22 protein-coding genes and 1 pseudogene are annotated in these 25,423 nt (G+C 62.1%); 5 read left to right on the plus strand and 18 right to left on the minus strand.

Annotation, left to right across the window (positions count from 1 at the left end):
• Positions 1-30: 30 nt before the first annotated feature.
• The 7 genes from ACHMW7_RS26040 to ACHMW7_RS26070 form a co-directional block, all read right to left on the minus strand.
• Positions 31-975 carry an amidohydrolase family protein gene (locus tag ACHMW7_RS26040; RefSeq protein WP_395448285.1) on the minus strand — a complete coding sequence of 315 codons (945 nt, stop codon included), beginning with the start codon at positions 973-975 and terminating at the stop codon, positions 31-33.
• 18 nt (positions 976-993) lie between these two features.
• Positions 994-1,917 carry an amidohydrolase family protein gene (locus ACHMW7_RS26045; RefSeq protein ID WP_395448286.1) on the minus strand — a complete coding sequence of 308 codons (924 nt, stop codon included), beginning with the start codon at positions 1,915-1,917 and terminating at the stop codon, positions 994-996.
• A gap of 402 nt (positions 1,918-2,319) precedes the next feature.
• Positions 2,320-3,447, minus strand: a complete 1,128-nt coding sequence (locus tag ACHMW7_RS26050; RefSeq protein ID WP_395448287.1) for a CobW family GTP-binding protein — start codon at positions 3,445-3,447, stop codon at positions 2,320-2,322.
• Positions 3,444-5,750, minus strand: a complete 2,307-nt coding sequence (locus tag ACHMW7_RS26055) for a xanthine dehydrogenase family protein molybdopterin-binding subunit (protein WP_395448288.1) — start codon at positions 5,748-5,750, stop codon at positions 3,444-3,446. Before ACHMW7_RS26055 ends, ACHMW7_RS26050 begins: the two co-directional genes overlap by 4 nt.
• Positions 5,747-6,229 carry a (2Fe-2S)-binding protein gene (locus ACHMW7_RS26060; RefSeq protein ID WP_395448289.1) on the minus strand — a complete coding sequence of 161 codons (483 nt, stop codon included), beginning with the start codon at positions 6,227-6,229 and terminating at the stop codon, positions 5,747-5,749. The genes ACHMW7_RS26055 and ACHMW7_RS26060 overlap by 4 nt, the downstream gene beginning before the upstream one ends.
• Positions 6,226-7,089 carry an FAD binding domain-containing protein gene (locus ACHMW7_RS26065; RefSeq protein ID WP_395448290.1) on the minus strand — a complete coding sequence of 288 codons (864 nt, stop codon included), beginning with the start codon at positions 7,087-7,089 and terminating at the stop codon, positions 6,226-6,228. The genes ACHMW7_RS26060 and ACHMW7_RS26065 overlap by 4 nt, the downstream gene beginning before the upstream one ends.
• Before the next feature lie 91 nt (positions 7,090-7,180).
• Entirely contained in the window at positions 7,181-8,575 is a 1,395-nt protein-coding gene (locus ACHMW7_RS26070; RefSeq protein WP_395448291.1) for a nucleobase:cation symporter-2 family protein, read from the minus strand.
• A gap of 162 nt (positions 8,576-8,737) precedes the next feature.
• On the opposite strand from ACHMW7_RS26070, the pseudogene ACHMW7_RS26075 reads away from it, so the two are divergent.
• Positions 8,738-9,635: pseudogene (locus ACHMW7_RS26075) on the plus strand (LysR family transcriptional regulator).
• Between the two features lie 386 nt (positions 9,636-10,021).
• On the opposite strand, the gene ACHMW7_RS26080 reads toward ACHMW7_RS26075, so the two are convergent.
• From ACHMW7_RS26080 to ACHMW7_RS26105, 6 genes are all read right to left on the minus strand, one after another.
• Entirely contained in the window at positions 10,022-11,098 is a 1,077-nt protein-coding gene (locus ACHMW7_RS26080; RefSeq protein WP_395448292.1) for a DUF930 domain-containing protein, read from the minus strand.
• A gap of 306 nt (positions 11,099-11,404) precedes the next feature.
• On the minus strand, positions 11,405-12,223 hold the full coding sequence (nadE, locus tag ACHMW7_RS26085) for an ammonia-dependent NAD(+) synthetase (protein ID WP_395448293.1): 819 nt from the start codon (positions 12,221-12,223) through the stop codon (positions 11,405-11,407).
• Between the two features lie 240 nt (positions 12,224-12,463).
• Positions 12,464-13,657 carry an amidohydrolase gene (locus tag ACHMW7_RS26090; RefSeq protein ID WP_395448294.1) on the minus strand — a complete coding sequence of 398 codons (1,194 nt, stop codon included), beginning with the start codon at positions 13,655-13,657 and terminating at the stop codon, positions 12,464-12,466.
• A 47-nt stretch (positions 13,658-13,704) separates the two neighbouring features.
• Positions 13,705-14,481, minus strand: a complete 777-nt coding sequence (locus ACHMW7_RS26095; protein ID WP_395448295.1) for an amino acid ABC transporter ATP-binding protein — start codon at positions 14,479-14,481, stop codon at positions 13,705-13,707.
• Positions 14,481-15,449 carry an amino acid ABC transporter permease gene (locus ACHMW7_RS26100; RefSeq protein ID WP_395448296.1) on the minus strand — a complete coding sequence of 323 codons (969 nt, stop codon included), beginning with the start codon at positions 15,447-15,449 and terminating at the stop codon, positions 14,481-14,483. Before ACHMW7_RS26100 ends, ACHMW7_RS26095 begins: the two co-directional genes overlap by 1 nt.
• 5 nt (positions 15,450-15,454) lie before the next feature.
• Positions 15,455-16,303: an ABC transporter substrate-binding protein gene (locus ACHMW7_RS26105; protein ID WP_395448297.1), complete on the minus strand. Its 849-nt coding sequence runs from the start codon at positions 16,301-16,303 to the stop codon at positions 15,455-15,457.
• A gap of 362 nt (positions 16,304-16,665) precedes the next feature.
• Between ACHMW7_RS26105 and ACHMW7_RS26110 the strand changes: the two genes are divergently transcribed.
• Positions 16,666-17,532: a LysR family transcriptional regulator gene (locus ACHMW7_RS26110; protein ID WP_395448298.1), complete on the plus strand. Its 867-nt coding sequence runs from the start codon at positions 16,666-16,668 to the stop codon at positions 17,530-17,532.
• Between the two features lie 392 nt (positions 17,533-17,924).
• On the opposite strand, the gene ACHMW7_RS26115 is transcribed toward ACHMW7_RS26110, so the two are convergent.
• The 5 genes from ACHMW7_RS26115 to ACHMW7_RS26135 all read right to left on the minus strand — a co-directional run bounded on the left by ACHMW7_RS26115 (position 17,925) and on the right by ACHMW7_RS26135 (position 22,015).
• Positions 17,925-18,149 (minus strand): hypothetical protein, encoded by a 225-nt coding sequence (locus tag ACHMW7_RS26115; protein WP_395448299.1) that lies wholly within the window; start codon positions 18,147-18,149, stop codon positions 17,925-17,927.
• A 132-nt stretch (positions 18,150-18,281) separates the two neighbouring features.
• Positions 18,282-19,070 (minus strand): inositol monophosphatase family protein, encoded by a 789-nt coding sequence (locus ACHMW7_RS26120; protein ID WP_395448300.1) that lies wholly within the window; start codon positions 19,068-19,070, stop codon positions 18,282-18,284.
• A gap of 56 nt (positions 19,071-19,126) precedes the next feature.
• Positions 19,127-20,194, minus strand: a complete 1,068-nt coding sequence (locus tag ACHMW7_RS26125; RefSeq protein WP_395448301.1) for an ABC transporter ATP-binding protein — start codon at positions 20,192-20,194, stop codon at positions 19,127-19,129.
• Positions 20,181-20,975 carry a metallophosphoesterase gene (locus ACHMW7_RS26130; RefSeq protein WP_395448302.1) on the minus strand — a complete coding sequence of 265 codons (795 nt, stop codon included), beginning with the start codon at positions 20,973-20,975 and terminating at the stop codon, positions 20,181-20,183. Before ACHMW7_RS26130 ends, ACHMW7_RS26125 begins: the two co-directional genes overlap by 14 nt.
• Complete coding sequence (locus tag ACHMW7_RS26135; RefSeq protein ID WP_395448303.1) at positions 20,972-22,015, minus strand: LacI family DNA-binding transcriptional regulator; 1,044 nt, start codon at positions 22,013-22,015, stop codon at positions 20,972-20,974. Before ACHMW7_RS26135 ends, ACHMW7_RS26130 begins: the two co-directional genes overlap by 4 nt.
• A gap of 148 nt (positions 22,016-22,163) precedes the next feature.
• Here ACHMW7_RS26135 and ACHMW7_RS26140 point away from each other — a divergent pair, with 148 nt between their 5' ends.
• The 3 genes from ACHMW7_RS26140 (at position 22,164) to ACHMW7_RS26150 (ending at position 25,122) form a co-directional block, all read left to right on the plus strand.
• Positions 22,164-23,396 carry an ABC transporter substrate-binding protein gene (locus ACHMW7_RS26140; protein WP_395448304.1) on the plus strand — a complete coding sequence of 411 codons (1,233 nt, stop codon included), beginning with the start codon at positions 22,164-22,166 and terminating at the stop codon, positions 23,394-23,396.
• Positions 23,397-23,543: 147 nt separating this feature from the next.
• Positions 23,544-24,317 (plus strand): carbohydrate ABC transporter permease, encoded by a 774-nt coding sequence (locus tag ACHMW7_RS26145; protein ID WP_395448305.1) that lies wholly within the window; start codon positions 23,544-23,546, stop codon positions 24,315-24,317.
• A complete protein-coding gene (locus tag ACHMW7_RS26150) occupies positions 24,310-25,122 on the plus strand; it encodes a carbohydrate ABC transporter permease (RefSeq protein ID WP_395448306.1) in 813 nt (270 codons plus the stop codon). The genes ACHMW7_RS26145 and ACHMW7_RS26150 overlap by 8 nt, the downstream gene beginning before the upstream one ends.
• Positions 25,123-25,423 lie beyond the last annotated feature (301 nt).

Here is a 25,423-nt window from a genome sequence, read left to right on the forward strand (position 1 = left end):
CGGCGCCCCGGAGGGCGCCGCCCTGGTCAATCACGCGAACTCCAGATGCCTGCCGGTGGCGCGGTCGACGCCGGCGTAGGAATCCTTGAGGCGTGCCTGGGCATCCTTCATGTCACGCGGCGGCGGCGACGGGTCGATGCCGACGAGCTTGGCGATGTTGTTGCCGAGATAGCCCTCCAGATCGTCCTCGGAGAGGTTGATGCCGTGCGGCGGGTCCTTGCAAAGCACTTCCAGTTCACGCAGCCACATACCCGGATCGTTCGGCGGGCTGTCCGTGCCGAAGACGATCTTGTTCTTCGGCAACTGCTGGGCGAACTCCACGATACGCGACTGAAAACACCAGCCGGATTCGCAGTAGACGTTCGGCGTATCCATCGCCATCCAGAAGGATTCGAACGAGTAGTTGCCGCCCGTCTGGATACCGAAATGGCCGATGATGAAGTTGACCATCGGGAACTCACGGATGATCGGGTAGAACATCGTCGGGATGGTGTACGGGCCGTCGCCGGTGTGGATCAGCACCACCACGCCGAGTTCGGCGCATTTCTTCATCGCCGGGCGCAGCCAGTCGAGTGCGCGGTCGGGGCGGTAGCCGTGCATGTTGGCATGCAGCTTCAGCATCTTGAAGCCGTATTCCTTGACGTGGAATTCCAGCTCCGCCGCACCGTTTTCAGGGCCCCAGCGCGGGTTGTAGTTGAAGTTGCCGATGAAGCGGTCCGGGTATGTCTGGCAAAGCTCGGCGCAATAGGCCATGTAGTCGCGAATGCCGTCGCGGCCCTTGCGGTTGCCGTCGCGGTAGCCGGTATTGCCGGGCGGCGGCTGGATGAAGCCCATGTCGATCCGGCGCGGCTTGCCGTTGATCATGTAGGGGCCGTCCATCAGTTTCAGCATGCGCTCACCCGTGAAGGGCGAACCGGTATGACGCCATGCCTCGTCCACGAGGTTCGTCGGGTGAAGATGGGTATCGATGATCATAGTTCGCTCCGTTCAGTTTTACGCGGCGAGCGCAACGCCGTGCTGGCGCAGATACGCTTCGGCTTCCTCGACGCTCGCCGGCGGCTTGGTCGGCTCGAGACCGATCATGCGGGCGGTGTTGTTGCCGAGGTAATCCTCCAGCGTATCCTCATCGAGGTTGAGGCCCTGCGGCGGCTCGTGACAGAGGACTTCCAGAAGGTTGATCCACATGCCTGGTTCGTTCGGCGGCGTATCGGAGCCGAACAGGATCTTGTGCTTGGGCAGGACCTTGGCGAACTCGACGATGCGCGACTGCAGGCACCAGCCGGATTCGACGTAGACGCTCGGCGTGTCGAGCGCCATCTGCATCGGTTCGAACACGTAGACGCCGCCGGTCTGAACGCCGAAATGCGCGAGGATGAAGTTCACTTCCGGGAACTCGCGGATGATCGGGTAGAACTCCGTCGGGATCGAGTACGGACCGTCGCCGGTATGCACCTTCACCATCAGGCCGAGCTCGGCGCATTTCTTCATGGCTGGACGCAGCCAGTCGAGCGCGCGGTCGGGGCGGTAGGCATGCATATTCGCCTGCAGCTGCACCATCTTGAAATCGAACTCCTTGGCGTAGCGTTCGATTTCTTCGGCACCGTTCTGCGTGCCATAGCGCGGGTTGTAGACGAAGCAGCCAAGGAAACGGTCCGGGTGCTCCGTCACCATCTTTTCCGTATAGGCCATGTACTGGCGGATGGCGGCCTTGCCTTCCAGGTCCATGACTTCATGCGTGTAGATGGTGTTGCCTTGCGGCGGCTGGATGAAGGCTTTGTCAATGCGGCGCGGCTTGCCGTTCACATAGTACGGGCCGTCCATCATCTTCAAAAGCTTGTCGCCGGTGAACGGCGGTCCGTCGTGGCGCCAAGCCAGGTCCACCAGATCGGTGGGGTAGCAGCTTAGATCAATGATCATCCTTGTTCTCCTGTCGTAGAGGGTCCGGTCGATGCGGGGCCGCGCGATGAACCCCAGGCCGGCGAAAAGCCGACATGGAAGCGCGATCTCAGGGAATGCCGATGACAGGGAAGGAAAGTCGGTGCGGATGCCGCAGGGCGGCTGCAACCGACAGGTGTTCCTTTCGCAGTGAGCATCGACATCGCGGCCTCATCGTCCAACAGACGGTGAGCAATTGTCGGCGCTTCTACTCGCCTTTGAAGAAACCATAAGACCGACCTTATGTCAACAGACAAATTCGCTAACCTATTATTTTTAAAGGATTTTTCTTAGGATCAGCGTCGACCGCCCGCGCGCTGGAGATTGCGCGGACGGGTTCACACAGGGGGCTTGGGCAGACGGTCTATGACGGGAGAAGTGCTGCTAGGCGGCCAGGCATGCGCGCAAGTTCCTGTCTATGCCGTCACGGTCGAGATTGCGGCCGATGAAGACGAACTTCGACTTCCGCGTGTCCTCGCCCCAGCTGTGATCCGGGCGGAAATCGACCAGCTTGTGCACCGCCTGGAGCACGAAGAAGCGCTCGTCATTGGCCACCGAAACAATGCCCTTGGTACGGAAGATGTCGTCGCCGCGCTCGCCGAGATAATCCTTCAGGAAGGTGGCGAGCTTCTCGCCGTCGAAGGAGTGCGGGTAGACGAAGGAGTGGGATTTCACCGTCGCGTCATGGCTGTGCGGGCGCAGGACCGATGCTTGGCCGTGGCCGTGGTCATGATGGTGCCCGTGGTCATGGTCCGGGTGGTCGCAGGCCGCATCGTGGCATTCGTCGTGGTGATGGCCATGTGCGTCGTGGTCGTCGTCCATGTCGATGTCGAGTATTTCCGCCCGCTCGCGCACATAGGACGGACGGAACCCGTTGACACCGAGGATGTTGGAAAGATCGACCACACCGTAGCTGGAACGCAGGATGGGCGCTGTCTGGTTGAGCTTGCGCAGCGATGCCTCCAGCGAGTTGAGCGCCTCTTCGCCGGCAAGGTCGATCTTGTTGACGATGATACGGTCGGCCGCGACGATCTGGTTGACCGCCTGGTTGTCGCTGCCGTCTAGCACGGGATCGTAGAGGTGCTGGTCGATATGCATGGCATCGACCAGCGTGACGATGGCGTCCAGCTCGACCTCGTCGGCGACGCTGCGGTCGACGAAAAAGGCGGTGGCGACGGGGGTCGGGTCCGCCAAGCCCGAAGTCTCGACGATGATGTGGTCGAACTTGTCCTTGTGGCTCAACAGCTTCTTCATCACGTCGATGAGGTCGTTGCGCACGTCGACGAAGCAGCAGATGCAGCCGTTCTGCATCTGGAAGATTTCCTCATCGGAGGCGAGCACTAGGTCGCTGTCGACGTCGACTTCGCCAAACTCGTTCTCGATCACCGCGATGCGGTGGCCGTGGCGTTCGGTAAGGATGTAGTTGAGCAGCGTCGTCTTTCCCGATCCGAGGAACCCGGTGAGGATCGTGATGGGGAGTTTCTGGCTCACGGGTTCGATATGCATGTTCATGCGCCCTTCTCCCTCAAGGCTTTCAGGATGTCTTCCGGGGTGATCGGATAGTGGCGGAAACGGACGCCGATGGCATCGTGGATGGCATTGGCGATGGCCGGGCCGATGGCGATGATCGGATCTTCGCCGACGCCCTTGGCACCCCAGGGGCCACCCGGATCGGGTGCGGCTTCGAGGATGATCGTCTCGATATCAGGCATGTCCATGGAGAGTGGCATCTTGTAGTCGACGAGGCCGGCGTTGAGCGACCGGCCGGTCTTCTTGTCGATGATGTAGTCTTCAGTCAGCGTGTGGCCGATGCCCTGCTGGATGCCGCCCTCGATCTGGCCTTGTGCGGCGATCGGATGGATGACCCGGCCGACATCGTGCACCGGTATGACGCGCTTGACCTCGACGATGCCGGTTTCCGTATCGACATGCACCTCAGCGAAATGGGCGGCGAAGGAATAGGATTTCGTCGGCTCGTAGGTACCGTTCGCCACGATATTGGCGGCGGGAATGCCACGCGAAGGCCCCATCGCCTCGGCGACCGTCATGAACCGGCCGGGATCGGTGATGACGAAGACCTTGCCTTCGGAAAGGTCGATCTCGGCCGGCGAGACCTGCAGCTTCATCGCCGCGCGATCGAGAACAGCCGCGCGCACCTTGCCGGCGGCCATCTTGGCAGCCGTGCCGACGAGATAGGTCGTATGGCTGGCAAACGCGCCGATGTCCCACGGCACCACATCCGTATCGCCATGGACGGTGCCGACATCCTCGAAGCGCACGCCGAGTTCTTCCGCAACGATCTGCGCCAGCGCGGTGTGCGCGCCGGTGCCGAGGCCGGCGGCCCCGGTGAGCAGGGTCACGGTGCCGTCCTCATTGACCTTCACCGTGGCGTTGCCCTGTTCCTTGATGCCGGGATAGGCGGAGGAACCGTGCATTTCGCAGCCGATACCCCAGCCGGTGCGCATGTGGGGGCGCTTGGGATCCGGCGTACGGTCACGGCTGCGCAGCTTTTTCCAATCGAGCACGTCGATGCCATGCTGGAGGCAGATTTCAAGGCCGTGACCGAGGATCGGGTGGCCCGACGGCGCGATATCTCCAGCGCGGACCACGTTCTTAAGTTTCAGCTCCGCCGGGTCCATGCCCAGCAGCTCGGCCGCCTCGTCCATCTGGATGTCGAGTGCATAATAGCTCTGCACCACGCCATAGCCGCGGAAAGCGCCGTTGATCGGCGTGTTGGTGTAGACGCAGCGCCCTTCGAGCCGCACGTTGTCGCAGCGATAGAGCGAGGTGGCGGCCGTCGTGCCGACGATGGTGACGCCCGGACCATGCGAGCCGTAGGCGCCGGAATCGTAGACCAGCTTCATGTCACGCGCGACGAGCGTGCCGTCGTTCTTGAAACCCTGTTTCAGCCAGATCCTGCACGGGTGGCGCGAGCGGCCGGCGACGAAGGTCTCGTGGCGGGTGAACTCCATCTTCACCGGCCGGCGCGTTTCTTTCGCAAGCAGCGCGCAGAGGAATTCGTGCTGGAACAGGTCCTGCTTGGCCCCGAAGCCGCCGCCCATATGGTCGACGAGCACGCGCACCTTGGTGAGCGGCAGGCCGAGCACTTCGGCAAGGATGCCGCGCACCATGAAGGAGGTCTGGGTGGAGGTCCAGAAGGTCAGCTTGTTGGAGCCGTCCCAATCCGCGATACAGACATTCGGCTCCATATAGGCCGGATGCGGCCGCCCGCCGGAAAAGATGCCTTCGAGCACGAAATCCGCCTGGGCAAAAGCGACGTCCACATCGCCGCGATTGACGCGCACCGGATCGAGCACCAGGTTGCCGCCAGGGCCGACGTCGTGAATGAGCGGCGCACCCTGCTGGGCTGCATCTTCCGGCTCGAAGACGGCCGGCAATGGCTCGTATTCGACGTCGATCAGGTCGAGCGCCTCGTCGGCGATCTCCTCGCTGATGGCGGCGACGGCGGCGACGCCCTCGCCCCAGAAGCGCACCTTGTCATCGAGGATATACTGGTCCTTGGTGCAAGAAGCCGAGCGCGGATGCGGAGAGCCGTAATGCAGCACGCGCGGCACGTTCTCATGGGTCAGCACAGCCTTGACGCCGGGATAGGCGAGCGCCTTGCTGACATCGATGCTCTTGATGCGGGCATGCGCGATGGTGGCGCGCTTGATCTTGCCGTGCAGCATGCCCGACAATTTGACGTCGCCGGTATACTCGGCCTCGCCCGTCACCTTTTCGAGCACGTCGTCGCGGCGAACGCTCTTGCCGACGATCTTGAAATCGCGCTGTTCGATCGGGGTCGTCACATTCATGATCTTGCTGCCTCCATCTCGATCGCGGCGGATTTGATCGCGTCGAAAATCTTGGTGTAGCCGGTGCAGCGGCAGATATTGCCGCTAAGGCCGAAGCGGATGTCGTCGTCCGTCGGTCGCGGATTGTCGTCGAGCAGCTTCTTGGCCATCATCAGGATGCCTGGCGTACAGAAGCCGCATTGCGAGGCGCCGTGGCGCATGAAGGCATCCTGCAACGGATGCAGCGTATCGACGCCCGGCTGAAGCCCCTCCACCGTCTCGACCGAGCGGCCTTCGGCCTCCACCGCAAGCATCAGACAGGCATTGACCGGCTCGCCATCGACAATGACAGTGCAGGCACCGCAATCGCCGACGTCGCAGCCCTTCTTGGTGCCGGTAAGGCCGACATCGTCGCGCAGCGCATCGAGCAGCGAGCGGCAGCCATCCACCGTCATGTCGCGCGGCTCGCCATTAATGGTGAGTTCAACGATCCGTTTCATGCGAAAGCTTCCAATGCCTGTTTGATGGCGCGACCCGTCAGCACACCGACCATGTCGCGGCGGTAATCAGCGCTGGCGCGCACGTTGCTGATCGGCGTGCACTCTTCCATCGCCTTGTTGGCGGCGTTCTTGACTGTTGCCGCGTCGAGCGACGTGCCGCGCAGCATGGCCTCGGCTTCGGGGGCGCGCAGCACGGTTGCTCCGACCGCCCCGAGCGCGATGCGGATGTCGTTGCAGAGACCATCTTCCATGGTGAGGCTGACAGCGACGCCGACGGTGGAGAGTTCCATTGCCTTGCGGCGGCCGTGCTTGAGATAGGCCTTGCCGGAGTTGTCGCTGGCGGGCGGCACGGTGATGCCGGTGACGATCTCGCCCTTGGCCAGCACCGTCTTGCCGGGGCCGGTGAAAAATTCGGCAAGCGGCACGACGCGCATGTTGGTGCGGCTGTAGATGTGGATGAATGCGCCATCGGCAATCAGCGGTGGGATCGTATCGGCCGACGGCGAGGCACGACAGACATTGCCTGCCACCGTTGCACGGTTGCGCACCTGGATGGAGCCGAGCGAGGCGAAGGCCGCATGCAGGTTCGGATAACGCTGGCGCACCAGGGCCAGGCGCTCCAGCCGGCCCACGGTCACCAGCGCGCCGAAAGTCAGGCCGCGCGTTTCGTCATAGGTGATGTCGGACAGGCCCGGGATCTGCTTGATGTCGACGACGTTGCGCACCCGGCGCAGCCGTTCGCGGATTTCGACCAGAAGGTCCGTACCACCGTTGAACAAAAAGGTGTCATCACCGAGATCGGTGAGAAGACGGGACGCCTGCTCCAGCGTGTCCGCCCGATGGTATTCAAAGCGCCTCATGGCATTCCTCTTGGATTCTGGCCGCTTGGCCTCTCGGGCTGCGCGGCTCGGGGCTCCGGCGGCCAAGGCCGCCGGACTAATGCAGTGCTGTTCAGGCGAGGTCGGCAGCCGGCGTATGGTTCTGCAGCTCGCTCACCTCAGGCTCTTTCGCGGGCACGCCGTTGAAGAGGATGTTGAGGAGTGCAGCCGCAAACGTGCCGACGAGCACGCCACTGTGCAGGAACTTTTCGACTGCGGCCGGAAGCTGGGCGAAGATGTTGTCGGCCACGACCGGCACCATGGCGAGGCCGACGCTGACCGCGACGATGTAAAGGTTGCGGCGGTTTGCGACGAAATCCACCTTCGCCAGGATCTTCACACCCGTTGCCGAGACCATGCCGAACATGACGATAGCGGCACCGCCAACGACGTAGCTTGGGATCGATGCGCTGATGAAGGCAACCTTCGGCAGCGAACCGAGCAGGATCAGGATGACGCCGCCCGCCGCGACCACGAAGCGGCTCAAGACGCCGGTGATCTGGAGCAGGCCGACATTCTGCGCGTAGGTCGTGTAGGTGAAGGTGTTGAGCAGGCCACCGATGATGTTGCCCACGCCGTCGGTTCTGAGGCCGCGGGTAAGCTCAGCCTGGGTGATCTTGCGTCCAGCCATGTCGCCGACCGCCAGGAATTGCCCGGTCGATTCGATCATCATGACGGTCATGACCGCACACAGAGACAGGATCGACCAGAATTCAAAGACCGGCCAGCCGAAGGCGAGCGGGTGGATGATGCGCACCCAGCCGGCGTCCGCAACGCCATGGAAATCAACCTTGCCGAATGCGATCGCGATGGCAAAGCCGATGCCGATGCCCATCAGCACCGCAAGGTTGGACAAGAAGCCCTTGAGAACCCGTGTGAGCAGCAGGATCGACAGCAACACGACGGCTGCAACGGCGAGCGCGAAGGGTGCGCCATAGGCGGGGTTCGGGATCATGCCTTCCGGCCCCCGGATCATCGGCTGGCCACCGGCGGCCCAGTTCACGCCGACGCGCATCAGCGAAAGGCCGATGACCAGCATGACCGTACCGGTGACGACCGGTGGGAAGAACCGCACCCAGCGTCCGAAGAAGGGAGCGGCGATGATGGTGAAGACACCGGAGCCGATGACCGCGCCGATGACACCGGGCATGCCAAGGTCCGGATTGTTGCCCGTCGCGATGATCGAGGGAACGGCAGTGAACGAGATGCCCATCATGATCGGCAGCCTGATGCCGACATGGCGGCCGAAACCGAGCGCCTGGATGAGGGTGACGATGCCGCAACAAAACAGATCCGCGCTGACCAGCATCGCGATCTGATCCTTGGGCAAATGCAGCGCACTGCCGACGATGAGCGGTACGGCGACAGCGCCGGCATACATGACGAGAACGTGTTGCAGTCCTAGAGCGAAAAGGCTCGGAATCGGGTACTTCTTCTCGACGGGATCCGTCGTCTCAAGATTGGGCATTCGCTATCCTCCCAGCGAATAGTGTTCCGGCGCGGTGGGGGGCATCTTGGCCTCATGTTTTGTCACCGCACGCCGTACAAGGGGGATCATGCGGCTGGCCAAATCAGCAAACAATCGGCACAATCATATTTATTCATCTAACAACTGAATGAATGGATCGGAATGGACGTCACGCTGAAACAGCTTCGCGCCTTTGTCACCGTAGCCAATCTCGGGCAGTTCACGCTGGCCGCCGACAAGCTCGGCTCGTCGCAATCGGCCATCAGCACGCTGGTGCGGCAGCTGGAACAAAATCTCAATCTTCGTCTCTTCGACCGGCACACCCGCCTGCTGCGCCTCACCCAGGCGGGCATGGACATTCTGCCCATCGCAGCCCGCGCCGTTGCCGATATCGAAGGCATGGTGGAGAGCTCGCGGGAACTGAATGCGCTGCGGCGCGGCAAGGTCACGATGGCCGCCGGCACGGTTCAGGCCGCCCTGATGCTGCCGCAACTCGTCAACGCCTTCACCAAGCTCTACAGCGAGATCACCGTCGAGTTGCACGATGTCGCGGAGAAGACCGTACTGGAGCAGGTCGCCAGCGGTTTGGTGGACCTCGGAACTCGGTACGGTGCCGGAAGACGATTCAGAACTCGTCGGCACGCGGCTCTCCACCGACGAGTTCTTGGTGGTACTCCATGCCGATGACCCGCTGGTGAAACGTCCCGAACTACGCTGGACCGACCTTGCCAACTGCAGGCTGATCGGCCCGCAGCGCGGCAACCCGATCCGCGACCGGCTGGAAAACGAACTGGCGCGCAACGGCATCGTGCTGCCGCTCGACAAGTCGATGCAAGAAGTGGCGCTGCCGCTGACCATCATCGGCATGGTCGAAGGCGGTCTCGGCGTCGCGATCATGACCTCGGCGGTCACGCGCCTTGCGACCTCCATGGGCCTCGTCGTGCGCACACCGACCGAGCCGCACATCAAGCGCGAGGTCAGCCTGATCCAGAAACGGACACGTTCCCTCTCGCCTGCCGCACGATGCTTCCGCGATTTTCTGCTGAAGTCAGTTCATTGACCCGCGACCTGTTCGGCGCCATCTGACGTTTCTTTCGCGACCTTCTCTATCGCAGGACCGCGGTGCGCCCGAGCGTCATGCGGAAATGGCTCGCCGCCCATCGGGCGCGTCGCCAACCTGATGGTCGGGGTCAACCCGTGGGCCGTAACATCGCTAGACGTCGAGATGGGGGCGCAAGCGGAACGGCAGCTTCCGGGGGCAAATGGTAGGAGCTGACATCCAAGTTGGACACTTCACCATTGCTGGACCAATGCCGGCAGGACGACTATTCAGAAGGCACCGTCTTGCGGGAAAGCGAAGAGCCGGAGCATTGCCAGCCGACACTTTCTCCTACGTTTCCCAATTGGCGCCATAGCCAAGATCGGGATCCACTTTTCGGCAAACCTCTAGTCGTTTGCAGGGAGCCCTAGACCCGCCCATTGGTCGCGGGGGATCGTAGCTCCGACGCGGAAGGACAACGACAGGATTGTCGTCGCGTCGGTGTCGACCTCGCATCGGAAGCGCAGAGCGTGCCATGCAGTTCGCGTGCGGAAGGCAGCCTCCGGGACGTCAAGGACATTGCCCTGCTTTAGCGGAACAAGTGGCACCAGGTCGGGGGAATAGGAAGCGCCGACCAATTGCCGCTGCAACGCGCTGGCGCAGAGTTTGGCGGCCCGCTGGTCGCGCGGCACGCCGGCCATTGAGGTCGTCGCCAACGCATCGCCGGTAGCACCTTGCGATTGGGGCTTTCGAACACCCGGCAATCCCGAATAGGGCTGCGATGCGGCAACCTCCGCATTCTTGGAATTCCCCCTGGTACTGCCGTTTCCGGGTTTCGCGATCTTCGCAAGGCTGGGCTCCGACGCATTCGCGGGTCTGGGCTGTGGCGCCTTGGCCAAGGCGGGAAGCGCTATCTCACCGTCGTTGCCGGCAGCACCCAACGGCATTGGTGCCGCCGCTGTCTGCTTGTCGGCACCGTCCATCAGGCCCTGTTGTTTGTCGGTTGCCTGCTTGCCTGTGTCCTGGTTCGAGGCGGCGTCGTGCTCCTGGGCGGCCTTGGTATCCTTTGCCGCGGCTGCCTGCTTTTCGGCGTCGCTGGCTGCATCCGGCGGCATCTCGGAAGGCGGCTTCACATCGTCACCCTTCGCCTGTGAAGGCGAGGTCCCTTGAACGCTGCTTTCTTCCTGAGATTTGCCGGAGCCGGCATCCTTGTCCCCGAACCGGAAAACAGGTTTCAGGACCTCGATTTGCGCCGGCTTGGGTGGTCGACTCTCCGACGCCGGCAGTTGCTTCGACTTCGGCTCCGCAGGCTTTTCGGCAGCGGGGTCCTTTGGCGGAGGAGCAGGTTTCGGCTTCGGCTGTTCCGGCGGAGGCACGAGCGTGACGTTGACCGCCTCCTCCTGTTGCTCCTGAGCAAGCCTCGGCTGGCTGTAGGCCACCAGGACCGTGATGAGCAGCCCATGCAGGATCAGCGAGGTGGGCAAGGCCCACTGCAAGTCCCGACGTCGGTTCCTAGTCTCATCCTCCATGTTGACCGATGTGCAGCGAAAAAGAGGCGGCATCAAGCATGATCGTCGGTGTCGCGCAAAATCACCGTTGCCAGCAAGGCTTGCAAAGAAGCCTGTTCAGCTCCCGTCTCAGGAGACTCGTTGGAGGGAACGACGACCATGCTGTCGTCGCTTCCGGCTTGATGCCGCCCGCCTGTTTGCGTGCCTGCTGATCTTGCGCGATGAACTCCGCCGGCAACGTTGCCCAATGCCGCGTGATCGAAGTGCTGGCCGTTTCAGCGCTTAGTCTGGCGTGACCGGCAAGGCACGTTTGTGCGCTGTCGCCACGTGGGTCGTGAGGATTCGCTGGCGGGCTGGTTCGGCAACCGACTTACCTTCCAGAAAGTCGTCGATGTCGTCGTATGTAACGCCGTACACGTCTTCATCTGGCCGTAGCGGTGCATCGCTTTCAAGGTCAGCGGTGGGCACCTTGTCGATCAGTTCCTGCGGCGCACCAAGATGTGCGGAGATCGCACGCACGCGCCGCTTTGTGAGACCTGAAAGCGGCAGAACATCGGCCGCGCCGTCGCCGAACTTGGTGAAGAACCCCATCAGCGCTTCGGCTGCATGATCGGTCCCGATCACTATGCCGCGCACAGCGCCGGCCAACGCATACTGCGCAATCATGCGCTGGCGAGCCTTGATGTTGCCTAGATGAAAATCCAGCCGCGCCAGCTCGAAGAGATCACCTGCCTCACGACGGACTTCCGCCAACATGGCGTCGACGGCCGGCTTGATGTTGATCGTCACGGTGCGGTCGGGGCCAATCACATCGAGCGCCGTCCGCGCGTCGGCTTCATCGGCCTGGATACCGTATGGCAGGCGCACGGCGATAAACTGCGCCTCGTGGCCGTGGTCGCGCAGGCGCCGCACGGCGGCCTGCGCGAGCATCGCAGCAGTCAAGGAGTCAACGCCACCGCTGATCCCAAGGACATAGGCGCGCATCGCGGATGCCCTGAGATAGTCGGCCAGAAACGTGATGCGCCGCTCGGTCTCCGCACCAACGTCGAAGACCGAAGCCACCCTGAGGGTCCGGATGATATCAGCCTGTAGGTCAAGCACGATGGTCGCTCCCCGTTTTGGCGCGGTAATACCAGCTTTTGGAGAAAAAAGGTTCCGCTTGCGAGGTAGTTCGCAAAGCGCGGGTGGCAGTATCGATGCCCTCCCTTGACGAGAGGCATTGCCAACATTCCGAACTTTCTTTCACCTGCCGAACGACGCCAGCTCTGATGGGATGCCGGCGCCGCTTGTTCCAGTCAGTATGGAAACCGTCGAGGCTCATAAGCCGGTATTCGAGAGTGCTCAGACCAACACGTCGCCGTCACGGGCGACCACGCGTCCGCCCGAGATCACCAGACGGCGCGGCGGACAACGGATCAGTGCGTCAGAGACATTCTCGGCATCGACCAGCACGATGTCTGCTCGCGATCCCGCAACGAGGTCATGCACATCACGTCCGACGAAATGCGCACCGCCCTTGGTTGCCAGTTCCACCGCGGCAAGAAGCTTGTCGTCGTGGCGCAGCCCGCTCAACCGTGCGAACTGATGCGCGACGCGCAGCATGTCGCCGTCGCCGAAGGGCGACCACAAATCGCGGGTGCCATCGGTACCAAGCCCGAGAGGCACTGACCGTTGTTGCATCTGCTGCCAGGGAAGCGGCGCCGTCCCGCCCATGGCAACCGTCGTCCACGACACACCCGCTTCGGCGAGCTTTTCGACGATCTCCTCCTGGACATTCTGGGGCAACGTGCCGAGCACGAAACCGTGCGAGATGGTAACGCGCCCCTGCAGGCCGGCATCGATCGTGCGCCGCATGACCTGCCGAAACTCGTAGACGCCGAGTGAGCCAAACTCGTGCAGGTGGAAGTCGAGCCCGACGTCACGCTTCACAGCGATGTCGAAGAGACCGTCCAGCACAGCTTCGACATTGCCGTCGATCGTGCCCGGGTCGAGGCCACCGATGTTGTCGGCGCCAGCTTTTGCGGCCTCGTCGAGCAGTTGCATCACGCCGGGGCGGCGCAACACGCCGTCCTGCGGGAAAGCGACGGTCTCGACCTGGATGGCATCGCCAAGCTCGGCCTTCGCAGCCTCGACACACTCCAGCCCACGCAGGCCGACACCCAGATCAACGTCAACATGGGTGCGGGTCGCCGTCGTGCCGTTGCGAATGAACTGGCGCAGCACGGCAGCGCTCGATGCCACATTCGGTACGCCATACTTGTCGCGCTGGGCGCGCTCATTGGCGATCCAGCCTTCGACAGTCGGACGATCGGAGTATGTGTAACCAACCCAGGGCTTGCCCCACCAACTCTTGTCGATATGCGCGTGGGTGTTGACGAAACCCGGCATGGCAAGCAGGCCGCCGCCATCGACGCCGCCTGCTTCAGGCCTTGTGGCCGGACGGACACCGGCAATCCGGTCACCCTCGATGAGGATGTCCACCGGATCGGCGCCCCACGGGCGTACGTTGGACAGCGCGTAACTCTTGTCTTTCATGATGTTAGTCCTTGAATTGTAGTCGTGTGTCCGGGCTGGGCCAAAACTCAGTGGACTCGGCGTAGGAACGCCGCTGTGCGCTCGTGCTTGGGGTTGTCGAGTACGTCGCGAGCCGGCCCGTCCTCGAGGACGCGGCCCTGGTCCATGAACACCACTCGGTCGGCGACCTCGCGGGCAAAACCGATCTCGTGTGTGACGACGAGCATGGTCATGCCCTCCTCGGCCACTTTGCGCATGGTGGTAAGCACCTCGCCGACGAGCTCAGGGTCGAGCGCGCTGGTCGGCTCGTCGAACATCATCAGCCGCGGCTCCATCGCCAGCGCCCGGGCGATTGCCACTCGCTGCTGCTGGCCACCCGAGAGCTGGCTCGGATACGCATCCGCGCGATCGGACATCCCGACGAGGGCGAGGAGATGCCGCGCCTTGTCGACACTCTCTTTGCGCGGATGCTTCAGGATTTTCACCGGGCCGTAGACGACGTTCTCCAGAGCGGTCATGTTGCCGAATAGATTGAAGTGCTGAAACACCATCCCAATGTGTTGGCGCGCCTTGGCGACTGCCTGCTCATGCTGTTCATAGAGTACGCCGCCCCTCAGCTCGTAGCCGATGCGTTCGCCCGCCACTTCGATCACGCCACCGTCAACGGGATCCAGATGATTGATGCAGCGCAGCAGTGTGCTTTTGCCCGAGCCGGAAGGGCCCAGGACGCATACGATCTCACCTTTGCGGACTGCAATGTCGACGCCACGCAGGACATGGTTTTCGCCGAGCCATTTGTTGACGCCCTCGACCTTGAGCATCGTGTTTGTCATCGCTGCACCCATCACGCGGTCCCCCCATTCACGGCGACGGCCACACTTGTGGTCGCCGGACGTTGCTTCTTCCGGCGGGCCAAGCGCGATCCTGGCTGGGTTACATTGAAATGCTTTTCCAGGAAGTGCTGCCCGATGCTGGCGACGGTGACCAGGATCAGGTACCAGAGCACCGCAACGATCAGCAGCGGCAGGATCTTGAAGTTCTGGCCATAGACCAGCTGCGCCCTGGTGAGCAGGTCGCTGCCGCCGATGACCGAGACCAGCGACGTCGCCTTGAGCATGCCGATGAACTGATTGCCCGTGGGCGGGATGATCACGCGAATGCTCTGTGGCAAGACGATCTTGCGAAGCGCCTCGCCGCGGGTCAGTCCGAGGCTCATCCCCGCATCCATCTGGCCGGCCGGTACCGACAGCATGCCACCGCGGATGACCTCCGCCATGTAGCCGGACTCGGCCAACGATAGAGCAATCAGGCCGGCTGAAAATCCTGATATGAGGCTGTTCGTGCTGTACCCGAAGATGGTCGGAAACAGGACCGCGAGGTTGTACCACAGCAGAACCTGCACGAGCATCGGAACGCCGCGGAAGAACCAGACATACACACGCCCGATGACGCTCGCGACCTTGTTCTGGCTCTGGATCATCAACGCGATGACCAGCGCGAGCACGATGGAGATCAGCATCGCGAGCACGGACAGCTGGATCGTCACCCCGACGCCGCCGAGAATGACCGGATGGAACATGAACTGAGCAGCCACGCCCCACTCCATGTTCGGATTGGCCGCCTGGGAAGCTGTGAACATCGCCAGCAGCGCGACGACGATCAGCGCGGAGACAATCTGCCCGTACTTCATGCGTTGCTTGGCGCGCAGAGGCGTGGACTGTGCTACGGGCTCTTCGCCCGGCCGCCGCACATAGTGTGCAACGGCCGGGCTGACCTCGTCTTGTTCAGAGCCCTCGAAGTTGAGAGTCGACATGAGAGTCAGTCCTTCGCCAGATTGACCCCGTAGTCTTCAAGTTTGATGACTTCGACCTTCCAATCGGCAAGAATCTTGTCATATGTGCCGTCTTCGTGGATGGCCTTGAGTGCCGCCACGAAGCCGTCGCGCAGCGCGCTCTCCTCCTTGTTGAAAGTCATCCCAAGATAGACCTTCGGCTCGAAGTCGATCGGCAGCGAATCGAGGGTGTCCCCGGTTTCGCGGGTGAGGACAGACACAGCAAGGTCGGGCCAGATCATCGCGTCAACCCGGCCGGAGGTCAGGGCGAGGTTCTTGTCGCTGCTGTTTGGGTAAGAGACCAGCTTCGTCGGCTCCTTGCCTTCGGCGGTGCAGGCAGCGGCCATCAGGTCGACCAGGCGCTGCGCATCGCTGCCCTTGACGTCGCCGATTGTGATGCCGCAACCGCCATTCACCGCGCCAGTTATCCCCTTGGGATTGCCCTTGGCGATCATGAACACCGAGCCGGCGAGCTGATAGTCGATGAAGTCGACTTTCTCCTGGCGGTTCTTGCGGTCCGTCATGCCCGCGATCGCGGCATCGAACTTCTTGCTCTGCATGCCGATAAGGATCTGGTCGAAGGGGACTTTGTCCCACTGGACCGGCAAGCCCAGCTTGGCTGCCATCGCCTCCATGAGGTCAACGTTGTAGCCCTTGATGTCGGACTCGCCGATCGGCGTGAAGTTCGCGGGCTCGAAGTCGGGCTGGGTTGCAATCACCAGCCCCCCCTTTTCGCGATATTTCTCAGGCACTAGATTTGCCAGCGGCGCGCTTGCGTTGAACCCGGCCTCTGCGGCCGCGGCTGGGCCATGGGCGGCACCGCCGAGCAGGGTCAAGCTCGCTGCTGCCGCACCAACCATCATGCAGACACGATGCTTCCAAGGGTATGACATTGCTATTTCTCCTCCGTTTATTGCGACCGATAAACCGTGGGCCTCCTCCGGCCGCACGTCGGTCAGGGTTCGTGCTACGATCGGCTTACGGTCTCGGCTGTGATCTCGGGCGCGCGGCGGTACGCGTGGCGCGGACCCTGAAATACCCTGTGTCGGAGCGTGCTCTGTTCATGCAGTTCAATCTGTCCGAGATGGCCAAAGCGTTTGCAGTCGGCAGTCCTCAGTAGCCGCACTTTAGAGCATTTGAAAATTAAATAGCTGGATGATATCCATTCTAAAATTCAATGCCAAAGGACGCACCGCTCGTGTTCGACCCTCGCCTTCTGCGTGCCTTCGTCGGCATCCTCGACACCGGAAGCTTCACCCGGGCCGCAGAGCAGCTGCACCTGACGCAATCCACGATCAGCCAGCAGCTCGCCCGGCTGGAGGAGACTGTTGGGCATGCGCTTGTCGATCGGGATGCAAGACCAATCTGCGCCACGGCCTCGGGCGAGCGCCTGCAAGGCTACGCCCGACGCATCCTCACGCTGCAGCAGGAGGCTCAAGCGGCACTGGGTGATCCAGCGGGCTTGACGGCCATCCGCATTGGCCTGGCCGAAGACATCTTCGATGGTCCGATGGCGACGCTGTTCCGCGACTTTGCGCGGGGGCGCCGCGAGATCAGGATGGACGTGACCTCGGGGTTGAGCCGCGATCTGACCCGGCGTTTTCGGGACGGCGAATTCGACATTGCCGTGGTCAAGGAGCCCGCACCGAGTGCCGATGCACGCGCGTCATTCCCTGAGCCGATGGGCTGGTTCGAGGCAATGGATGCCGAACACGATTGGCCGGACCCGATGCCGCTGGTGGTCTTCTCCCCGGGCGGCCTATATCGAGACCAGATGTTCGAGCGTATTGAGCGGGAGCGGCGGCGTTGGTACGTCGCCTTCTCAAGCAGCAGCCTTCCGAACATCCTTGTTGCTGTCGAAGCTGGATTTGGCATCACGCTCCTGCCCGTCGCAACCACGCCGGGCCGACGGATCAGGGGCTACACACCTTTCGGTACCGAGCCGCCGATCGCCGTCTCCATTTACGCCTGGGAGCAGACCGGCCCGGTCAAGGAACTTGTCGAATGGATGTCTGCCGTGCTGGGGCTACGCGGAGGCATGTCCAACGCCGTCGTTCACCGCTGATCAGCACAAGTGATCGACAAGGCGGCCTTGACCCCGCAAGCACGGCTCCCGCTGGAGCGTAGGCGTTTCGATCTCGCCGACAGGCTCAGGAGTAGGGGTATGGAGCTTTGGCTCGATCCTCGACACTGCGGATGTTGCTCGAACGGCCTTGGCGGAGAATATCGTATTGGCACCGGGCAACGTCTTCAGCCTGGCCCAGAGCTTGGACGAACGCGCCTTCAAGGTGCTTCGCTCACCCGACGAACGCTAGATTAGACACCGCCCCGTCGGGCTCAGCCAGCAACCTGTAAAAGGCGGTAACGGAGCCAGTAGCGGACTGGCAGCCTTGCGCTGAAGCAATTGGCAGGCGGACGTTCCGCTGGCCTCCGTTCCGTTAGGCAGCGTGCGGTCTGCTACGGGATGCCAAAGGCAAACTTGCCTTGGGTGAGCGCTAGACCTTCGACTTGCGCCAGCCGGCCCACCAAGCTTCCCATTGCGAGCACTACCAGCGCTCGCCGCGCCAGGTTCACTCCCGTCTCGAGGTAATAGGACTGGCCAGGCATATGATGGATATGCTCGCCGCGTTCATTGATCTTGCCCTTGATGTTGCAGCCCGCTTTGTCACCGGCGGACGGCACTGAGGTCGAGCCGAAGGAATGAACGCGTGGTCGGGCTGTCGTCGATCGCCAGATAGACGACCAGTGTCACGCTCAGCAGTGTCGTCAGCAGCCAGCTCAACAGCTCTTCTGAGAAGGCTTGGGCGCCAGAGCTCAAATGTCGATGCCCGCCACCTCGCCCAAGGCTGAAGCCAAGGGTGGGGCGCAACAGAGAACTGGATTTCCGTCGTTGATGGCGTCGCCGCTGAAGTAGTCGCTGCAGGCAGCGCCCGCCTCTCGTGCGATCAGGATGGCAGCGCCGACGTCCCAGCAGTTGATGTGCAATTCGACGAAGCCGTCGGAGGTGCCGGTCGCGACGCGGCAGATGCCGAGCGCGCCTGAGCCCATGCGCTTGATCGAAGCGCCCGCCGATATCCCGCTTTCGATTAGCGACAGATAGCGCCCGGCAGGCACTCGAGCCGACCACCCGCATTCGATGGCCGCCTTGGAAAGATCGGACTGCGCAGAGACCCTGATGTTTGATCCATTGAGGAAAGCACCTTCGCCGCTCCTGGCGGTAAAGGTCTGATCGAGCGCCGGCGCCAGGATTATCCCGATCTCCGGTTCTCCACGGCGCAGAAATGCGATGGAAACACACCAGTTTGGATCGCCATGGGCGAAGTTCGCCGTGCCGTCGATCGGATCGATCACCCAAAGGCAATCGGAATATGCCCCACCCATTTCTTCGCCAAGGATCGAATCTTGCGGAAACAGCTCAGCAAGCCTCTCCCGGATCAACGCCTCCACCGCGCCGTCGGCGACCGTCAGCCAGTCCTGCGCGCCCTTCATCGACACATCGAGCTTGTCGCGATTCTGGAAATATCCAAGGGCCAAATCAGCGGCCTCATGCGCAACGCCGAGCGCGGCATAGTAGCGTAGATTGGTGGTCATCGGTCTGGACATGGCGTTCAAGGTTCATCCCTCTCCAAATTGATCGACTGCGCGCCTGGACGCAGGTTTCAGACCGCGGCGCTTATGCGCCGCTCTTCATTGGAAAACAGGGAGACGTCGTCGTCGCGCACTTTGAGCTTGATGTTGTCACCCCGCCTGAAGGTTCTTCGCGACAGGTCCAGGGCGATGACGGGATTGGCGCCGGCGATGCAATGCAGCAGCTTCTGCGCGCCGATGTCCTCGACGAAGTCGATCGTGGCGTCGAGTTCAGCATCCGAAACGACGAGATTTTCGGCGCGTATGCCGACGGCCACAGGTTGGTTGTCGGCCAATCCAGCACCGGAACGGGGCCTAGACAGAGACCAGCCGTTCGCCAGCGCAATGCTGTCGGAACCCGATACCCGCCCCTGGATGATGTTCATGGGCGGTGTTCCGACGAACCCGGCGACGAACAGGTCCGCAGGGGTGTGATAGATAGCGGATGGACTGCCGATCTGCGCGATGGTTCCCTTGTTCATCACGATGATCTTGTCCGCGAGTGTCATGGCCTCGACCTGATCGTGGGTCACGAAAATGCTCGTCGCGCCCAGCCGGTCATGCAACTTGCGCAGCTCCGTGCGCATCGTGGTGCGCAGCTTGGCGTCAAGATTGGACAAAGGCTCGTCAAACAGGAAGACGTTGGGTTCGCGGGCGATTGCCCGGGCGATCGCGACACGCTGCCTTTGCCCGCCCGAGAGCTGACCGGGCTTGCGGTCGAGCAACTGGTCCAGTTCCAGCAGCGTCGCAACTTCCCTGACTTTCGCGGCACGCTGGGACGCTGGCATGCGCGCCACGCGCAAGCCGTACTCGATGTTGCCGCGAACCGTCAGGTGCGGGTACAGCGCGTAGTTCTGAAACACCATCGCGCAGCCGCGGTCCTTGGGCGGCAAATGGTCGACCCGACGCCCTGCAATGTGGATCTCGCCACCTGTCGCCTCTTCCAGGCCGGCGATCATGCGCAACGTCGTTGATTTGCCGCAGCCCGACGGCCCAAGAATCACGACGAATTCGCCCTGCTTCACCTCGGCGGATATACCGTGGATCGTCTTGGCGGTGCCGAAGGCCTTTTCCAGATTTCGCAATTCAACATACGCCATGGGCTGTCTCCTGCTGCAAATCGGCCCGACCTGCCGGTCGGGGCTCCAGATTGATGTTGTGGATCACGAAGTCGGGCCCTTCGACCAACAGGATGGAATAGCCTACCGTGCCCATTGGGTTGCTGCGATACACAGGCCGGTCAAAGACCGGCATCGAAGGGCTGACCAGGGACGGAATGCAGAGGGCCGGAACCCCGGCCACGCTCCCGCCAACCGGCATGTGACAATGACCGAAAAACACAGCGCGGATCTTCGAACTGTGCCGAGCGATGCAGCGGTGGAGGTCGGCGCGATCGGACAAGCCTTCCAGATCGAAGGCCGGCACGCCGATGCTGATCGGGGGATGGTGCATCAGGACGAACCCCGGGGCGTGCGAGTGGGCAAGCGACCTTTCAAGATCTTCGAGACGTCCATTGCCGAGGCTGCCCGCGACCTGCCCATCTTCGAGCGTATCGAGCAGGTGAAACGGAATGCCACCCGGTTCGACCGTTCCCTGGACATATCCCTGGCCGCCGAAGACCTCGCGGTAGGCAACGCGGCTGTCGTGGTTGCCCATCAGGAAATGAACCGGGACGGGAAAGCCCTTCACCGCCGCAGCCAACGCGCCGTACTCACGAGGCCCGCCATCGTGGGTCAGATCGCCAAGGACGAACAGAGCGGCAGCATCGGCGTGATTGGCCGCCACGTCGGCCAGCGCCGAAGACAGCTGGGCAACGGGATCGCGGCCGCACGCCATCCGTCCAGGCATTAGGTGGGCATCGCTGAAAAGAACGATTTTCATGAAAAAAGCCGCCGGGTGGTGTCCCTGACCGTCAGCTGCACGGGGATGCGGGCGCGGATCGGCGGCAGATCAGGATCATCGAGGCGGGCCTTCAGCACGCCAATCACTTCGCCCACCACGCGGCTGACCGGATAGTTCACCGTCGTGAGCCTGTAGGTTCTGCGCTCGGCGGCGGGAACATTGTTGAAGCCGACCACGGAAAGGGCGTCAGGAACGGCGATCCCCAAGGCCTTGGCCGCCTCGATGACGCTGAACGCCAGGCGATCCGTGGCACAGAACACCGCATCAGGAGGATGGGGGGAGCCGAGCATTGCGGCGGCGGCTTCGAAGACGTCATTGTCCGTGCGCGTGGCAACCTTGACCCATTCCGCCGGGATTCCCGCGGCACCGCTGGTCGAGCAGAAGGCGTCGCCGCGTTCTTGGTCCGCCGGGCTTGGGGCGTCGAAACCGAAATAGCAGGGACGCTGGCAACCGGTCCTCAGGAGGAGCTCGGCAACCTGCCGCCCTCCATCAGCATTGTCGGCGCTGACGCAATCGATACCTTCCTCGTCGACGAACCGTCCGGCGAGGATGACCGGCACCCCTCCCCGCACCAGGGCCTGCGTCGCCTCAATAGGCATCGTGCCGGCGGCGATGATCACAGCGTCCGACTGATCGTCGAGCGCCTGATAAACGCCACCGCTGTTCTGCTTTTGCTTGCTTGCGGGCGCAACGACGAGCTTGTGCCCCATATCTGCCAGCCCTTCCGCCAATTGCTCGAGAAACAAGGCGTCGAAAGTGTCCCACATACGCCCGGTCACGAGGGTGACGGTCTGCGATCGCTGGCTGGCAAGGCCACGCGCGACCAGCGAAGGGCGATAGCCCAGGCGATCGGCCACTTCCAGGATGCTGTCACGCTTTTCTTTCGCGAGACTGCCATTGGAGAACGCCCTCGATACGGCCGAGATCGACACGCCAGCTTCCCGGGCAACATCTTTGATTGTGGTGCGCTTCATGAGATCGACATAAGACGGCAAAGCAATATTTGCAAGCGCTTTCAACGCTGCCTGGCGACATACAGCGTCCAATTCCGGCTCTTTTCACTGATCTTGTCGCAAAATTCCGCTTGGAATCCTTCACGGCTGCAGATATGGTCCAGTCGCATTGAAAGCGTTTTCAATCAAGTGTGGCGTCAGGGAGGACCCTCGCATGAAAAACATACTGAGCGGGCTTGCGCTCGTATTGATGCTGCCTGCATCGACGTCCTGGGCGGACAAGCTGGTCATAGCAGGACGTGACGGCGCCTATGGCCAGGCGCTCAAGATCGCGGCCGCGGCGTATCGGGAAAAGCATCCCGACGTCGAGTTCGAGCAGCTTGAACTGAATGGCTCCGGCCTGCTCGAAAAGGTCACCATCGCGATGCGTGAGAAGTCGTCGGCCTACGACGTCATCATGCTCGACGATCCCTGGGCGCCTGAATTCATGTCGAAGGGCTGGCTTGCCAATCTGGATACCTTGGGCGGCGGTGTGGACGACGACTTCGTTGCCACCACGCGCAATGTCGCCCGCCACCCCGTCGGCACCGGCGCCTACTTTGCAGTACCGTTCGTCGGCAATGTCGAAATGTTTGCCTACAACAAGGATATCCTCGCCCAGCATGGCCTGGCGGCGCCACAGAAGTGGACCGACGTGCTGGCAGCCGCGAAGACAATCTCCGAAAGCGGCAAGGGTCCATCCGGCCTGGTGTTCCGGGGCAAGAAGGCCAACCCGATCGTCACCGGCTTCCTTCCCATTCTCTGGGCCTATGGCGGAGACGTCATCAACGCCGACGGGCAGGCGGTCCTGGACAGCCAAAACGCAAATGCCGCGCTTGGCATGTTCCTCGAGCTTGCCAAATACGCACCGAAGGGCGTCGAGACCTATGACGCGACGGAGGTGCGCGACGCACTCCAGCAGGGCAGCACCGCGATATCCATCGAGGTCTGGCCTGCCTGGGTCCCATCGATGGACGACCCGAAGACTTCCAAGGTGCCCGGTCAGGTGGAAGTCATGCCGGCGCCCGGCCAGAATGCCGGCTCCACACCGATGCTAGGGTCATGGCTTGTGGCCGTGCCGGAAAGCTCCGCCAACAAGGAGCGCGCGCGCGATTTCATCAATTTCCTGACGTCCGCGTCGATGCAGAAGCGTCTGGCCCTCGAGACAGGCAATCCGCCGACACGCGCCAGCGTTTACGCGGATCCGGAAATTCTCGCCGCCTATCGTTGGTATCCGGCCCAGTACGCGGCCCTGCAGATCGCAAAGCCGCGCCCGCGGACCGAGAAATGGGCAAAGATCGAGGCGATCATCGGAGATTATCTGCAGCTTGCCCTGATTGGCGAGATGAAGCCCGCAGACGCCCTCGCCGAGGCCAATCAGCGCATCGCTGACGCCATCGCCAACTAACTCAAATCGATGAGGCGCAGCAGGTTCGCCTGCTGCGTAATTCCTTTCATGAAGTCCAATAGCAGCAGCTCAGCTTTCCTGATGATCCTGCCAGCGTCTGTCTTGCTGGCGGCTCTCACGGCCTATCCTTTGGGTCGGGGCCTTGCCTTGTCCTTCTTCGCCACGGAATACGGCTTTGAAGACGCGCGTTTCGTCGGGGTCCAGAATTACGTTCGCCTTGGCTCGGACAGATTCTTCCGGACGGCGATTTCCAACACGGTCTGGTTCACGATTCTTGCCACCGTTGCCGAGGTCGCGCTGGGACTGGCCCTGGCCTTGCTCGTCAACCGGCGCTTTCCCGGCCGCGCGGTGGTGATCACCCTGCTGATCGCGCCATTCGTCCTGTCGACGATGGTGGTGACGGCAATCTGGAGCGCCTGGTTTCACTATGACTACGGCTATCTGAACAACGTCGTTGCCGCTGTTGGCCTTGACCGCGTTGCCTGGCTGTCCAGCCCGCGCATTGCACTGTACTCGATCGTGCTGGTTGACGTGTGGCAGACCGTTCCATTCGTGTTCCTGATCCTGTTGGCAGGCCTGCAGTCGATCGACAAGGAAATCTACGAAGCCGCGCGGATGGACGGTGCCGGTCCGGTGCACGTGCTCATGACCGTGACCATTCCGCTCCTGATGCCGCACATCGCCCTGGCCGCGCTGCTGCGGTCGATCGACAGCTTCAAGATCTTCGACAAGGTCTTCGCGCTGACCGGCGGCGGGCCAGGTCAGTCGACGGAAACGCTGTCCGTCTACCTCTACCGTCTCGGGTTCAAGTTTTCCGAAATCGGCATGGCGTCGGCAGTCGCGATGATCATGGTGGTGCTGGCAGGAATGCTGGCCTGCATCTATGCGGCGAAGATCTTGAAGGAAGGCCGAAATGCGTAAGCTGCACTCGCCATTGGTCTATGTGGTGACGGCCGTCATGCTGCTGCCGATCATCTGGATGGCGGCGACATCGTTCAAGCCGCCGATGGAGTACGTATCGACATCCGTGGCACTGCTGCCGGATGCCCCTACCCTTGCGCACTACCAGGAATTGCTCGGCCGCGACGACGTTGCCGGCAAGATCCTCAACAGCCTGGTCGTGACGCTCGGCGCTGCGGCACTATCGCTCGCCGTAGGCTTTCCCGCGGCTTATGCCCTGGTGCGGATGCAGTTGCCCAAGCGGCTCGACGCAGGGTTCCTGATGTTTGTCCTGCTGGTGAAGCTCGCCCCGCCGCTGGTCCTGGCAATCCCGCTCTATCAGGTATTGCGGAGCGTGAACCTGCTCGACACGCATGCCGGCCTGATCTTCGTCTATCAGGTCTACACCTTGCCTTTTGCGATTTGGATGCTGATCGGGTTCGTCCGCGACGTCTCTCCAAGCTATGAGGAAGCTGCGATGATGGACGGCGCCGGCCTGCTGCGCCGACTGCTGACCATCGTCCTGCCAATCATGGCACCTGGCATAGCGGCAACGCTGGTCCTGCTGATCATCATCAGTTGGAACGAGTTCGCCTACGCGATGCTGTTCATCCAGACACCGTCGAAGTTCACGCTGCCGACCTTCATCGCGACGCTGATCACCGAGGACGAAACGTTCTGGGGGCGCCTCACTGCAATCGGACTCATTGCGTCCGTTCCGATCCTCTTCATCCTGGCGTTCTTCCAGAAATACTTGGTGCGAGGGCTGGCTGGAGGCCTCAAGTAAACCTTCCGCGGGTCGCGCGAACAGCGCCTGAACACAGGGTGGCAATTGCGGCAAGCAGACTGCCGAAGCCTTGGTGCGACGCGATGGAATCAAACCGGGTCGGAGGGTGGAGACGGCCTGGCTCGGCCGAGCACACGGACGGGTTGTTGGGGACGCATCCGGCCTGCAATGTTTTAACTGCGAGATTGTCGAAGGCTTGTCCGGCGCGTTCATAGTGCATTCGCCCCGCCAAGGTCCTAATCGGGGGCCGTCAGCGGATGGTCCGCTTCGAAAGGCAAATTGGTTGCAGCGGACCTTCGGC

The sequence above is a fragment of the Aminobacter sp. UC22_36 genome, assembly GCF_044056035.1.
Lineage (GTDB): Bacteria > Pseudomonadota > Alphaproteobacteria > Rhizobiales > Rhizobiaceae > Aminobacter.

Excerpts from the sequence above, each read along its gene's own strand:
- ACHMW7_RS26040 (WP_395448285.1), bottom strand. The coding sequence starts at position 975 with ATGATCATCGATACCCATCTTCACCCGACGAACCTCGTGGACGAGGCA.
- ACHMW7_RS26045 (WP_395448286.1), bottom strand. The coding sequence starts at position 1,917 with ATGATCATTGATCTAAGCTGCTACCCCACCGATCTGGTGGACCTGGCT.
- ACHMW7_RS26050 (WP_395448287.1), bottom strand. The coding sequence starts at position 3,447 with ATGAACATGCATATCGAACCCGTGAGCCAGAAACTCCCCATCACGATC.
- ACHMW7_RS26055 (WP_395448288.1), bottom strand. The coding sequence starts at position 5,750 with ATGAATGTGACGACCCCGATCGAACAGCGCGATTTCAAGATCGTCGGC.
- ACHMW7_RS26060 (WP_395448289.1), bottom strand. The coding sequence starts at position 6,229 with ATGAAACGGATCGTTGAACTCACCATTAATGGCGAGCCGCGCGACATG.
- ACHMW7_RS26065 (WP_395448290.1), bottom strand. The coding sequence starts at position 7,089 with ATGAGGCGCTTTGAATACCATCGGGCGGACACGCTGGAGCAGGCGTCC.
- ACHMW7_RS26070 (WP_395448291.1), bottom strand. The coding sequence starts at position 8,575 with ATGCCCAATCTTGAGACGACGGATCCCGTCGAGAAGAAGTACCCGATT.
- ACHMW7_RS26090 (WP_395448294.1), bottom strand. The coding sequence starts at position 13,657 with ATGAAAGACAAGAGTTACGCGCTGTCCAACGTACGCCCGTGGGGCGCC.
- ACHMW7_RS26095 (WP_395448295.1), bottom strand. The coding sequence starts at position 14,481 with ATGGGTGCAGCGATGACAAACACGATGCTCAAGGTCGAGGGCGTCAAC.
- ACHMW7_RS26100 (WP_395448296.1), bottom strand. The coding sequence starts at position 15,449 with ATGTCGACTCTCAACTTCGAGGGCTCTGAACAAGACGAGGTCAGCCCG.
- ACHMW7_RS26120 (WP_395448300.1), bottom strand. The coding sequence starts at position 19,070 with ATGTCCAGACCGATGACCACCAATCTACGCTACTATGCCGCGCTCGGC.
- ACHMW7_RS26125 (WP_395448301.1), bottom strand. The coding sequence starts at position 20,194 with ATGGCGTATGTTGAATTGCGAAATCTGGAAAAGGCCTTCGGCACCGCC.
- ACHMW7_RS26130 (WP_395448302.1), bottom strand. The coding sequence starts at position 20,975 with ATGAAAATCGTTCTTTTCAGCGATGCCCACCTAATGCCTGGACGGATG.
- ACHMW7_RS26140 (WP_395448304.1), top strand. The coding sequence starts at position 22,164 with ATGAAAAACATACTGAGCGGGCTTGCGCTCGTATTGATGCTGCCTGCA.
- ACHMW7_RS26150 (WP_395448306.1), top strand. The coding sequence starts at position 24,310 with ATGCGTAAGCTGCACTCGCCATTGGTCTATGTGGTGACGGCCGTCATG.